Source organism: Pseudoalteromonas sp. ND6B, assembly GCF_000764215.1.
Classification (GTDB): Bacteria; Pseudomonadota; Gammaproteobacteria; order Enterobacterales; family Alteromonadaceae; genus Pseudoalteromonas; species Pseudoalteromonas tetraodonis.
Genome location: NZ_JQFL01000002.1, coordinates 59687 through 72126 on the forward strand (window position 1 = coordinate 59687; position 12440 = coordinate 72126).

General features: G+C 40.3%; 14 protein-coding genes and 1 riboswitch. Of the genes, 10 read left to right on the plus strand and 4 right to left on the minus strand.

Features of this window, described 5'->3' with window-relative positions; all coding sequences use genetic code 11:
- Positions 1–10 precede the first annotated feature (10 nt).
- Both ND6B_RS17925 and rarD read left to right on the plus strand, forming a co-directional pair.
- Positions 11–466 (plus strand): thioesterase family protein, encoded by a 456-nt coding sequence (locus ND6B_RS17925; protein ID WP_033102552.1) that lies wholly within the window; start codon positions 11–13, stop codon positions 464–466.
- Between the two features lie 51 nt (positions 467–517).
- A complete protein-coding gene (gene rarD / locus ND6B_RS17920; RefSeq protein WP_033102553.1) occupies positions 518–1438 on the plus strand; it encodes an EamA family transporter RarD in 921 nt (306 codons plus the stop codon).
- Between the two features lie 5 nt (positions 1439–1443).
- Here rarD and ND6B_RS17915 read toward each other — a convergent pair whose 3' ends face one another.
- Positions 1444–2676 carry a response regulator gene (locus ND6B_RS17915; RefSeq protein WP_028835658.1) on the minus strand — a complete coding sequence of 411 codons (1233 nt, stop codon included), beginning with the start codon at positions 2674–2676 and terminating at the stop codon, positions 1444–1446.
- A gap of 86 nt (positions 2677–2762) precedes the next feature.
- Positions 2763–3137, minus strand: a complete 375-nt coding sequence (locus tag ND6B_RS17910) for a DUF413 domain-containing protein (RefSeq protein WP_008110628.1) — start codon at positions 3135–3137, stop codon at positions 2763–2765.
- Positions 3138–3226: 89 nt separating this feature from the next.
- On the opposite strand from ND6B_RS17910, the gene ND6B_RS17905 reads away from it, so the two are divergent.
- The 8 genes from ND6B_RS17905 (at position 3227) to ung (ending at position 10858) form a co-directional block, all read left to right on the plus strand.
- Positions 3227–4096, plus strand: a complete 870-nt coding sequence (locus ND6B_RS17905; protein WP_016900557.1) for a LysR family transcriptional regulator — start codon at positions 3227–3229, stop codon at positions 4094–4096.
- A gap of 163 nt (positions 4097–4259) precedes the next feature.
- Positions 4260–5189, plus strand: coding sequence for a porin (locus tag ND6B_RS17900; protein WP_033102554.1), 930 nt, complete (start codon positions 4260–4262; stop codon positions 5187–5189).
- 50 nt (positions 5190–5239) lie between these two features.
- A riboswitch (cobalamin riboswitch) is annotated at positions 5240–5377 on the plus strand.
- 76 nt (positions 5378–5453) lie between these two features.
- The gene (locus tag ND6B_RS17895) at positions 5454–6266 is read left to right on the plus strand and encodes an ABC transporter ATP-binding protein (protein WP_033102555.1); all 813 of its coding nucleotides are present in this window, start codon (positions 5454–5456) and stop codon (positions 6264–6266) included.
- A 1-nt stretch (position 6267) separates the two neighbouring features.
- Entirely contained in the window at positions 6268–7278 is a 1011-nt protein-coding gene (locus tag ND6B_RS17890) for a FecCD family ABC transporter permease (RefSeq protein WP_033102578.1), read from the plus strand.
- Positions 7278–8759: a cobyric acid synthase gene (locus ND6B_RS17885; RefSeq protein WP_033102556.1), complete on the plus strand. Its 1482-nt coding sequence runs from the start codon at positions 7278–7280 to the stop codon at positions 8757–8759. The genes ND6B_RS17890 and ND6B_RS17885 overlap by 1 nt, the downstream gene beginning before the upstream one ends.
- Positions 8752–9351: a cob(I)yrinic acid a,c-diamide adenosyltransferase gene (cobO, locus tag ND6B_RS17880; protein WP_028835663.1), complete on the plus strand. Its 600-nt coding sequence runs from the start codon at positions 8752–8754 to the stop codon at positions 9349–9351. Before ND6B_RS17885 ends, cobO begins: the two co-directional genes overlap by 8 nt.
- On the plus strand, positions 9351–10199 hold the full coding sequence (locus ND6B_RS17875) for a cobalamin-binding protein (protein WP_033102557.1): 849 nt from the start codon (positions 9351–9353) through the stop codon (positions 10197–10199). The genes cobO and ND6B_RS17875 overlap by 1 nt, the downstream gene beginning before the upstream one ends.
- A complete protein-coding gene (gene ung, locus ND6B_RS17870) occupies positions 10196–10858 on the plus strand; it encodes a uracil-DNA glycosylase (protein ID WP_033102558.1) in 663 nt (220 codons plus the stop codon). Before ND6B_RS17875 ends, ung begins: the two co-directional genes overlap by 4 nt.
- A 66-nt stretch (positions 10859–10924) precedes the next feature.
- Here ung and ND6B_RS17865 read toward each other — a convergent pair whose 3' ends face one another.
- Together ND6B_RS17865 and tal are read right to left on the minus strand one after the other, a co-directional pair.
- Positions 10925–11113: a DUF3545 family protein gene (locus tag ND6B_RS17865; protein ID WP_008467780.1), complete on the minus strand. Its 189-nt coding sequence runs from the start codon at positions 11111–11113 to the stop codon at positions 10925–10927.
- 227 nt (positions 11114–11340) lie between these two features.
- Positions 11341–12291, minus strand: coding sequence for a transaldolase (tal, locus tag ND6B_RS17860; RefSeq protein ID WP_033102559.1), 951 nt, complete (start codon positions 12289–12291; stop codon positions 11341–11343).
- Positions 12292–12440: the final 149 nt, after the last annotated feature.

Sequence of the window (12440 nt, forward strand, 5' to 3'; positions counted from 1 at the left end):
GAGAATAATAATGAATAAAGAAATGTTGATCGATCAAGTAGGGGCGCTGTTTGTTAATAACATGCCCTTTAACCAGTTTTTAAAAATAGCAGTAGAGTTACTTAGTACTGAACAAGCTAAAATATCATTTCCTTGGCAAGACGTATTAATTGGTAATCCGGCGCAAAAGATTCTTCACGGTGGAGTGATTTCTGCGGTGCTCGACAATGTAGGCGGAATGCTTGCTGCAGCAAGTGTAATAGGAAAACTAGACGATGCCGACTTACCCAGTGTGCATAAAAAGTTAGCAACGCTGGGCACCATAGATTTACGTACTGATTATTTACGCCCAGGTAAAGGGGAGGTATTTATTGCCAGCGCCACACTCATTCGCTCAGGAAATAAAGTGTGCGTGTGCCGGATGGAGTTACATAACGAGCAGTCGGTACAAATAGCGTTTGGAACGGGCACGTATTTAGTTGGCTAAAAAGTGAGAGGGGGTTAAACTTACGGCCTTTTAAATCATCAAGTGGTTACTATGTCGATTGATACCGAGCAGCGAAAGGGCGCCATTTTTGCCTGCCTCGCCTTTTTTATGTGGGGCCTAGCACCCATTTATTTTAAGATGATCCAACATGTATCAGCATTTGAAATTTTAATGCATCGTGTTATTTGGTCAGTGGTGTTTCTTATTTTGGTGGTAAGTGTGCTCAACTACTGGGATAAAATTAAACGCATTTTAATCCAACCTAAATTAATTCTGATGCTAGTTGTTACCTCGACCTTATTGGGGTTTAACTGGGGGTTGTTTATATGGGCTATTAATAACAACCACATGCTAGATGCCAGCTTAGGCTACTATATCAATCCTTTGTTAAATGTATTACTTGGTATGGTGTTTTTAAACGAGCGGTTACGTAAGTTGCAAGGAGCTGCTGTTGCCTTGGCTTTTACAGGTGTTTTATTACAGTTAATTAGTTTTGGTTCATTTCCGGTTGTGGCATTTTCGTTAGCGACTTCTTTTGCGTTATATGGCCTATTACGTAAAAAACTACAGGTTGATGCTCTGCCTGGGATTTTAATTGAGGCATTAATATTATTACCGGTGGCACTGACCTATTGGTGGTTAATGGTGCCGACTGAAACGTCTAATTTACCAGCGAATGATTGGCTAACTAATGCGCTATTAGTAAGTGCAGGTATAGTGACTACGCTACCATTGCTGTGTTTTACTGGCGCGGCTAAGCGATTGCAATACACTACGCTTGGGTTTTTTCAGTACATAGGGCCTAGCTTAATGTTTATTTTAGCAGTGGTGTTTTATGGTGAAGTGTTTGATGCTGAGCGTGTAATTACCTTTGCGTGTATTTGGAGTGCACTGGCTATTTTTAGTTGGGATTCATACCATCAGTCGCGTAAACGCAGAAAAGCAGCCATTGTCGTCTCAGGTGTGGTTTAGTTAAACTAAACCACTTTATTACGCCCCGACTCTTTGGCTTTGTAGAGCTTTAAGTCGGCTTGTTTTAATAGTTCGTCAATTTGATAGGTTTCACTGTGGCTGAAGCCTATCGACAGCGTAAACTTGATTTGTGCTTGGCTAAACTCATGGCTATTAAGCTCAATAAATAATCGAAAACTTTCTAGTCGTTTTAGTGCTTCTTGCTCGGTCAGTTCAGTAAAAAATACCGCAAATTCTTCTCCGCCTAAACGGGCAACCAATTGGTTTTCAAAATATTTATTAAAGCATACCGCCAGCCCTTTAAGCACTTCATCTCCGGCATCATGGCCATAGGTATCATTAATAGCTTTAAAATGGTCAATATCAAGCATAGCTAACATGGCTGGTGCTTTTGCTTTTTTAAACTGCTTTAATGACTTGTTAGCCTCTTCAAAAAAGTAACGACGATTAGGGAGTTTAGTTAAGTAATCTGTATTGGCTTGTCGTTTTATAGTTTCGATATGCTCTAGCATATCGACGTTTTGGCTTAACCGGCAGTAAAATTCTTCACTGTTAAATGGTTTGTATAAATAGTCATTTGCTCCATTTTTTAAAAATAAGGCAGATAAATTAGACGAAGTAGCGCCTGAAATACCAATTATGGCTTTTTCGTTATTACTATAAATGCGTCTAATTTCATTACACAGCTCAATACCGCCCATATTAGGCATTTCTTTGTCGGTAATAATCACAGAAATATCGGGGGTGCTTTCAAGCTCTTTAAGCGCCTCTAGACCATCGGCTGCTTGTAATATTTGATATTTGTGACGTGTTAATAAACTACATATGTATTGGCGTGTTGACGCAGAGTCATCAACAACCAATACTTTTACATGCTTATTACGGGGTAGGCGGTAAAGCTGCTTTTCTAAATACTCGTAGGCTTGTTTATTGCCTTTGATGATGTAATCAATAATGGGGTATTTTTCAACGGTGTCACGGGTATGCTTATCGATATTGCCTGTCATCACTATGGTAGGAATATCTGCTGCAATGGTGCATGGAACCGCTTCACCTTGTGGCGCGTCAGGTAATATAAAGTCGACCACTGCGCAAAAATAATGGTGCTTACTTATAAGCTCTTTAGTCTCAGCCAAGGATTGAGCAATATCAACCTCGTAGCCGACTTTTTGCGCGATATGCTTTTGCACTCGCGCAATAGTAGGAGTGTCTTCAACAATAAGTATTCTGTGCGTCACTTAACAGCCTTGTTTAAATTTTGCAAAAGTGTTTGCTTATACAAGTTGTAACTGCTAAAACGCCAAAAAGCAACTATTGTAGTGACTTATAGATTGTCTGCCTCAGAATAATAATCTTGGCTTATTGGTGTTGGCCCTGAAATTTTTGAGCGTCCAAATAATGTATGGAATTTTGTTTTGCAGGTTGTTAACTTTAAATATTTAACCCATGCTCGCTCAATTGGGTTACTTGGCTCTATTATGCCACTGACAGCATTTACAAATTGTTGCTGATGTTCGTTTTGTGGCTCAACTGTTTTGTTATACAGGCTTTTTAAAACAACACCGTGCTGTTCTAAAATACTTGCCTCTAACAGGGTAAAGTGTCCGCTGCGGCTAAATCCGCGTGGAAAGTTTTGGTCATCATAAAATTGACGTTGACTTACGAATGCTTGACGAAGTAGTGAAATATCATTGCTCATAGCTGTACCCTCATACCAATTATTAGCTGGAGTATGGGACATAATCGCTATTTTTTTAAACAAAAAATTTTTATCGTGAGGATAAAAAATTGGACATAGATTTATTAAAAACATTTGTTGAAGTGGTGCGTACTCGCCATTTTGGTAAAGCGGCAGAAAACCTATATATAACGCAGTCTGCGGTGAGTTTTAGAATTCGCCAATTAGAGCAGGGCTTAGGCGTAAATTTATTTATTCGTCAGCGTAATAATATTCAACTCACTGCACCGGGTGAGCGTTTGTTACCGCATGCGCAAATGATTATTACCGGCATGCAAAGAGCCAAAGTGGATGTTGCACTTGCAGATAATATGCACAAGCAAATTAGTCTAGCAGGTACGCCTAATATTTGGGATGCATTTTTACAGTTTGGTATTACAAATATTGTATCGGCGATGCCTGGTGTATCGCTGGTGGCAGAAGTGAAAGCGCAACAAGAAAGCACTCGCTTATTGTTGGAGCGCACCCTTGATTTAGCTATTTTATTTGATCCTCCTAAAGTTGATGAACTTGTGGTTGAACGTATTTGTGAACTGCCCATTATTCCGGTGAGTGGTTACGATACGGCAACCAGTGATAACTTTTTTGATAATCAATATGTGTATGTTGATTGGGGAACCACGTTTTCTCTTTGGCATGCGCGTCAGTTTACCGGTAAAACACCGCCTTATTTTAGAACCAGTACAGGGCGTATAGCGCTTGATTTAATACTGCAATGTGGCGGTAGTGCGTTTATTCCACAGGTATTAGTTAAAGATCATTTAGAAAAAGGCGAACTTTTTCATGTAAAAGGGGTAGAAAATACCTCAAGAGATGTATTTGTTGCCTATCATAGAGATAACGAACAGAAAGAGTTGATAGAAACCTTGGTTAATTTGTTAACGCAAATGACACCGAGTTTATTGAAACAAAGTAAGTAGTCGGTAGGCAGTTTATTTTACATGTTATTTTGATTTCAGATTTAATGCAGTTTTATTAACTTAAAAAGACAAAAATGTGTCCTTTGTAATATTTTTGTCATTTAGTGGTGACACACTGCTGCTGTTTTAAAAATTAGTCTATTGTGATTATCGAGGAAATAACATGAAATTTGCAAAATCGAGCTTATGCTTAGCCCTACTTAGTGGTTTATCTTTTAATGCACTTGCAGAGGTAGACATTTACGGTAAAGCAAATGTAACCGTTCAATCATCTGATGATGGTGAAGGGTCGTTTACTGAAATTAAAAGTAATGCATCTCGTTTCGGACTTAAAGGGTCTGAAAAAATTTCAGACGGTTTAGAAGCGGTTTATAAGTTTGAATTTCAGGTTGATGTGTCTGATGCCGATTCTAAAGGTGATGACGACAATATTTCAGCGCGTAATCAATATGTGGGCTTTAAAGGCGGATTTGGTCAGGTTGTGATAGGCCGCAACGACACCGCGCTTAAGCAAGCGCAGGGGAAACTAGATCTTTTCAACGATCTTGAAGGTGATATAAAAAATACCTTTAAAGGTGAAAATCGTTTAGGTAACTCAGTATCTTATGCTTCAAACTCATATGAAGGTTTTAAAGTATTAGCGTCATTTATTGCAGAAGACGACGTAGATGCCAAAAATGGCTACTCAGTGGCGTTAACTTACGGTGATGCAGGCCTTAAAAAGAGCGCAGTATATGCTGCCATTGCTGCTGATAGCGAAGTAAATGGTTACGATGTAGTGCGTGCAACAGTTCAAGGTAAAATTGAAGATTTTAGACTTGGCGCAATGTACCAAACACAAGAAAAAGTAGATGGCAGCGCTGAGGCTGACGGTTACTTAGTGAATGCAGCTTACCTTATGGGTAGCAACACTTTCAAAGTGCAATACCAAACAATGGATTTTGATGACAGCGATGATAAAAGCGCGGTATCGGTAGGTGTTGACCATAAGCTAAACAAAAACCTTAAAGTATTTGGCTTTTACTCAAGCTTTGATATGGACAACAATGTTGACCAAGATTACCTAGGTTTAGGTATGGAATATAAGTTTTAACTAAACCTTAGTTAAAACACTCCCTTTTAACCGCACTCAGTTGAGTGCGGTTTTTTTTTGCTTTAAATTATTTACTTATCTGCGCATAATAGCCAAGCATTTGGAATGAGGTGGAACTCCTCAACTATTCCCGTAACTGTGATCAGTTTTACTGTAAGTCAGATACAAATGCCTTAAAACTTCATATAACGAGCGGGTTAACTCATTTTCTTTTTGGTACGTATTAGTACTGAGTGTGGGTGTTTCCCTGCCTAGGATAATTTTTTGCACACTCACACCTCTTTAAACTTACCGCTTTTAACCGTTAACAACGTTTCTTGGCGAGTGGACAATACATTAATTCTTAAGCACATTAATGTGAGCATTGAGCGTGGTAAATTTATTGGTTTAATTGGCCCTAATGGGGCAGGAAAGTCGAGTTTACTGCGGTGCTTATATCGATTTAATAAGCCATCAGCAGGCGACATTAAATTTAACGATACCGATATTTGGCAGCTAAAAAGCGAAGACTATGCCAAGCAAGTTGCGGTAGTGCTACAAGAAACACCGTCGCAATTTAATCTCTCGTTATTCGATGTTGTAGCTCTAGGGCTTACCCCGCATAAAACGCTATTTAGCTCGACCACCCAAGCAGATAAACAAAAAATAGCGCAGGCTATTAGTCGTGTTGGGCTTGAATCTCATAGCAATCAGTCATTTGACTCACTATCTGGCGGTGAAAAGCAACGAGCGCTTATTGCCAGAGCGATTGTGCAGCAACCACAGCTACTCATTATGGATGAACCCACAAGCCACCTTGATGTTAAATATCAAATTCAATTAATGGAGCTGGCTAAATCTTTGGGCATTACTGTGTTTGCTTCATTTCATGATTTAAATTTAGCGGCAGCCATGTGCGATGAGTTAGTGGTTATTAAAAACGGAGAAATCGCTAGCGCGGGAAAGCCTAATAAGGTGATCACCGAGCAAATGCTTGATGAGGTTTTTGGTGTTTGCGCGCAAGTTAATACTCACCCTCAAACGGCGTCCAATGGTGAGTCTATTCCCCATATTACCTATTATTATGGATACCAATAACATGGCGATTATGTCTAACCATGGTGTGGCGTTAATTATTGCGCTGTTATGCGCTGTATTTAGTTTATTAGTGGCATTGAGCTTTGGTGCTGCCCCTACCTCGCTCGCAGATGTATACCATAGCTTAACTTTTTCAAGCGAGGCCTCATTTACCAGCCGCATTATTATTGAATTAAGAATGCCACGTACGTTATTGGCTTTTTTGGCCGGCAGCGGTTTAGCGATTGCTGGATTGATATTACAAACAGTTACTCGTAATCCATTGGCTGACCCTTATTTGTTTGGTATTTCGTCGGGAGCATCATTAGGAGTCGTAGTATTAATGGCTTTTGTTGGAATAGGCGCAGGCATTGCGCTATCAGCAGCAGCCTTAATTGGCAGTTTAGTGGCAATGGGGTTATTAATTTTAATTGCTGGCAGTCAACGCAACGCCCAAGTTGAGTCGATGTTATTGGCTGGGGTGGCCTTATCATTTTTATTTAGCGCCTTTACCAGTTTGTTACTTTATTGGAGCGATCCACAGGCCGTCGCGGCTATTTTATTTTGGACTTTGGGAAGTTTTGCTAGGGCGCAATGGCCGTCACTGTTATTACCTGCCTTGGTCATCATTACATGTACAGTCATTATGTTAGGTTTTAGACGCCAACTTAATGCCATGTTGTTAGGTGATGAAAGCGCAACAACGCTCGGTGTTCGGGTGCATCGCTTTCGAATTTTAATGCTTATTTTAAGCTCATTGATCACAGCCGTGTTGGTTGCTATGTGTGGCGGAATTGGCTTTGTTGGCTTAATGGTGCCGCACATAGTGCGCTTTTTTATCTCTCAAGGCAGTAGTGTTGGATTGGTAATGACCGGATTAGTCGGGGGCATATTTATGGTGTGGGTCGATGTACTGGCACGTTCATTACTCGCTAACCAAGAGCTGCCAATAGGGGTGATCACGGCGGCCATTGGTAGTCTATTCTTTTTAAGTATCTTGTATTTTCGTAAGCGCCAGCTGGTGGGTAAATAATGAAAACATTAATGGTACAAGGTACCACCTCCGATGCGGGTAAAAGCACCTTAGTGGCAGCACTTTGCAGAGTGTTTGCTAACCAAGGGGTTAATGTTGCACCGTTTAAACCACAAAATATGGCGCTCAATAGTGCCGTAACGCACGATGGTGGCGAAATTGGCAGAGCCCAAGCATTACAAGCCATAGCCGCAAAAGTTGAACCTGAAATCGACTTTAACCCTATATTACTCAAACCCAATAGTGATACCGGCGCACAAGTTATTATTCATGGTAGAGCTATCAGCAATATGGAAGCCGATGCTTACCATGACTACAAAAAAGTGGCTATGGATGCAGTATTAACCTCGCATAAGCGTTTAGCTAAACGCTTTGATTTATTACTGGTAGAAGGGGCTGGCAGCCCAGCCGAAATTAATTTACGCGCAAACGATATTGCAAATATGGGTTACGCTGAGCAAGTGGATTGCCCTGTTATTATTATTGCCGATATTGATAAAGGAGGAGTATTTGCGCACTTAGTTGGGACTTTGGCGTTATTAAGCGAATCTGAGCAAGCACGAGTAAAAGGCTTTGTGATTAACCGTTTTCGTGGTGATATTAGTTTATTACAAGGTGGGCTAGATTGGCTCGAGGAGTATACCGGTAAACCTGTATTAGGGGTATTACCTTACTTGCACGATTTAGCACTTGATGCAGAAGATGCTGTTGCCATAGATAATAATGTGACCGATGCCAGTATAAATATTGCTGTACTGTTAGTGCCACATATTAGTAACCATACCGATTTTGATGCTCTGCGATTACACCCGAATATAAATATAACCTATGTGCGCCATACACAAGCAATTCCTGCTGTTGATTTAATTATTGTACCTGGCAGTAAAAATGTACTCAGCGATCTCGCGTTTTTAAAAAATGAAGGCTGGGATCAGCAAATTAAGCGCCATCTACGTTATGGTGGCAAAGTATTGGGTATTTGCGGTGGTATGCAAATGCTGGGTAACACTATCAGTGATCCAAATGAGGTGGAGTCATCGTTGGGGCAAGTGACGGGTTTAGCGCTTAGCGATTTTGATACGCTATTGGGTGAGCAAAAAGTGTTAAGCCGAGTGAGCGCAGTGCTTAATTTAAATGAGCAACAGGTTGCATGTGATGGCTACGAAATACATGCAGGTATTAGTCAAGGAAAGGCGCTCTACAAGCCACTCATTCGCTTTAATAAACACCCCAATGACTTTAAAACCGATGGTTTTGTGAGTGACGATAATGCCATTGCTGGTACCTATTTACATGGCTTGTTTGATAGCCCTGCAGCCACAGAGCAGCTGTTAAAGTGGGTGAAACCAGAAAGTGCAATTAGTGCGATTAGTATAAATGAGCATCGTGAACGCCAATTAGAACGCCTAGCTGATATGTGTAAAGCGCATTTAAATATTGAACAAATTATTAAAATTTATCAAGGACATAACAATGACTGAATCAACTAACGACAAGCACCAACAGCGCCAACAAAAAGTAAAAGAACAGGTTGATGCGCGAGTAGCCGCAGCGCAACGAGAAAAAGGCATTTTTCAGGTTATTACTGGTAACGGTAAAGGCAAATCGACTTCTGGCTTTGGTGTGGTTGCACGCTGTGTTGGGCACGGCAAAAAAGCTGCGGTATGTCAGTTTATTAAAGGCACATGGGAGTGTGGTGAGCGTAATTTACTGCAAGGTGCTGGGGTTGAATTTGCTGTTATGAACACCGGGTTTACGTGGGATACGCAAAATAAAGAGGCCGATACCGCGGCAGCGCAAGCAACATGGCAAGAGTCAAAGCGGATGCTAAGCGACAGCAGTATCGATGTGGTATTACTCGATGAACTCACCTATATGGTGACCTATGGTTATATCGACCTTGAAGAAGTGGTTGTTGCTGTAAATAATAGACCGCCTATGCAATCGGTAATTATTACTGGTCGTGCTGCGCATCGCACTTTAATAGAGCTTGCCGATACGGTAAGTGAAGTACGTAATGTAAAACATGCGTTTGAGTCGGGCGTAAAAGCATTGAAAGGCTTTGATTACTAATGTTAAAGCGTATTGTTTTTGGGCTGTTATTGTTTGCTGTTAATGTACCTCAAGCCCTAGCTGACAAGCCGCTTCGTATAGTGGCTTTAGCACCACACATAGTTGAAAATTTATATGCTATTGGTGCTGGTGATTTAATAGTGGGCACGCTGGATTACGCAGATTACCCGCAAGAGGCGACTAAAATTGAGCGTATTGGTGGCTACAATGGCATTTCTATTGAAAAGTTACTCATGCTAAAACCTGACATGGTAATTGCGTGGAAAAGTGGTAATCAGGCTGAAGATTTAGCACAAATAAAGCGTTTAGGAATTGAATTATATTTAAGTGATCCACGTTCTATTGAAGGGGTTGCCTCGGAAATACTAAAACTAGGCCAAATAACGGGTCATATTGAGCAAAGTAAACAAGTAGCCGAGACATTTACAGCCAAACTCAACGCAATTAAAGTTACACAGAAAGATAAAACCACGCTTACTGGGTTTTATCAGTTGTGGCCTGAGCCTATGATGACTGTATCAAAAAATACATGGATCAATCAGTTAATCGAAACTTGCCAAGTAACCAATGTATTTGCAAACAGCGACACAGATTACCCACAAATTAGCATCGAAAACGTGATAGTTACTAAGCCACAAGTTATTATTATTCCTGATGAAAAATCAAAAAGGGTAATACCCACAGTTAATTGGCAGCAGTGGCCTGAAATTCCTGCGGTAAAGTATGAGCAGTTTATTAGCGTCAATGCTGATTTATTACATCGGTTTACCCCCAGAATGTTGGATGGATTAGCGCAGATGTGTGACAAAGTAGATATATCTAGAGAATTTATTAAGAGTCAATTATGAGCAACTGGTCATCTTTTTTAAACCATGAACTTAGCCAAACATATATGCAGCAAACCCTTGAATATATTGCGAATAAACGAGCCGAAGGCACTGCTGTATATCCGCCAAAATCACAGGTGTTTAGCGCATTTGATGCAACTCCACTTAGCGACATTAAAGTGGTTATATTAGGTCAAGACCCTTACCATGGAGAAGGGCAGGCGCATGGTTTGTGTTTTTCAGTATTGCCTGAGGTTAAAAAGCTTCCGCCTTCGCTTAAAAACATTTATAAAGAGTTAGTGACTGATATTAATGGCTTTACTACGCCAGAACACGGCTATTTACAAGGCTGGGCAGAGCAAGGTGTGTTTTTGCTCAATACTGTATTAACCGTAGAGCAAGGACAAGCGCATTCTCATAAACACTTAGGCTGGGAGCAATTTACCGATAACGTGATTGCTCATATAAATGAGCACTGCCAAGGTGTGGTGTTTATTTTATGGGGCGCACATGCACAAAAAAAAGGTAAAAGTATTGATCGCCAGCGCCATCATGTATTGGCAGGGCCGCATCCTTCGCCGCTTTCGGCGCATCGAGGTTTTTTTGGTTGCCAGCACTTTTCAAAAACCAATGAACTGTTAATAGCGCAAGGCGCGCAGCCCATTAATTGGCAAGTATAGGGTAATAGATATTAAAAAAGGCTTTCACTTATGAAAGCCTTTTTAGTTGCTATTAGGGTTTGTTGATCAAAACTCCAACTCATCAATAGCAACACTATCTGCAAAATAGTCGAGCTCCTGTAGTTCTTTGCGCAAACGTTGCTTATCTTTTATTGCTTCTATTTCACGCCACTTTCTTTTTTTATTTTTTTGAGAGGTTTTTTTCGATGTATCAGAACCTTCTAATATTTCTATTATTTCGTTTAGGCTATCCATTGATTATCTCCTATTGACCACTTTTTGAACCTCGGCAGTATCTATACCACAGCTATTAACAAAATAGAATATAAATGTGACAAAACTGTTACTAACGGGTGGTATTTTGATGAAGATCAATGAGAACAGCACTTAAATGGGGACAAGGCGAGTATTTAAAATAAAATTGCAGGTATAAAAAAACGCCGCAATAAGCGACGTTTTTAAACTAATAAAACAGCTGTTAGTTACATTGCTTTAAAGCGTGCTTCTAACTGCTCTTGCGCATCAGCAAATGAGCGAATACCTTCAGCGAGTTTTTCAGTCGCCATAGCATCTTGGTTATGTAACCAACGGAACTGTGCTTCGCTAAGTGGCTCAGGTTTTGGCTCTTTAGCAATGTCGCTCTCTAGTAAGTATTCTTGTGCGTCTTCTAAATTACCCAAATCTTCTAATAAGTTAGGGCTAATTGTTAGCTTATCGCATCCTGTAAGGGCAATAATTTCACCGGTATTACGAAAGCTTGCGCCCATAACTACGGTTTTGTAGTCGTGACGTTTGTAAAACTCAAAAATGCTACGTACAGATTGCACACCCGGATCTTGAAGCGGATCGGTTGGTTTTTCCATACCGTTTGCCACGTGCCAATCTAAAATACGGCCAACAAATGGAGAGATTAAAAATACGTTTGCATCAGCACAGGCGCGCGCTTGGGCATCGCTGAATAATAAAGTAAGGTTACACTTAGTGCCTTCTTTTTCTAATTGCTCAGCCGCTTTAATACCTTCCCATGTTGACGCTATTTTAATTAAAATTTTGTCTTTGCTTACGCCTTCTTTTTCGTAAAGGCTCAATAGCGTGTGTGCTTTATTAATTGTTGCTTGGGTATCAAATGATAAACGTGCATCAACTTCGGTAGAAATATAACCCGGTACAATTTCACTAATTTCTTTACCAAGTAATACTGCAAAATAATCACAAGCCAGCTCTAGCTGTTTTGCAGGCTGCTGCTCTGTTTCTTTTGCATACTGCCATGCTTTATCTAGATAAGGTTTGTAAGCTTCAATCTCGCTCGCTTTTAAAAGTAGCGATGGATTGGTAGTCGCATCTTCAGGTTGATGTTTTTTTATGGCTTCTATATCGCCCGTGTCGGCCACGATAGAAGAATGTTGTTTAAGCCTTTGTAGAGCGCTAGTCATTTGCTTTTCCTCATTCCAAGCAAGTTAAAAGAAAATCTAAACTACCTTAATATAGCTATACTGCAACAGTGTGACAATGCTTGATAGGTCTTATGTCCTTATCAATAAAAAAACGGTAACGGTTGAGTTTTAGGTAGGATAATTTTAAA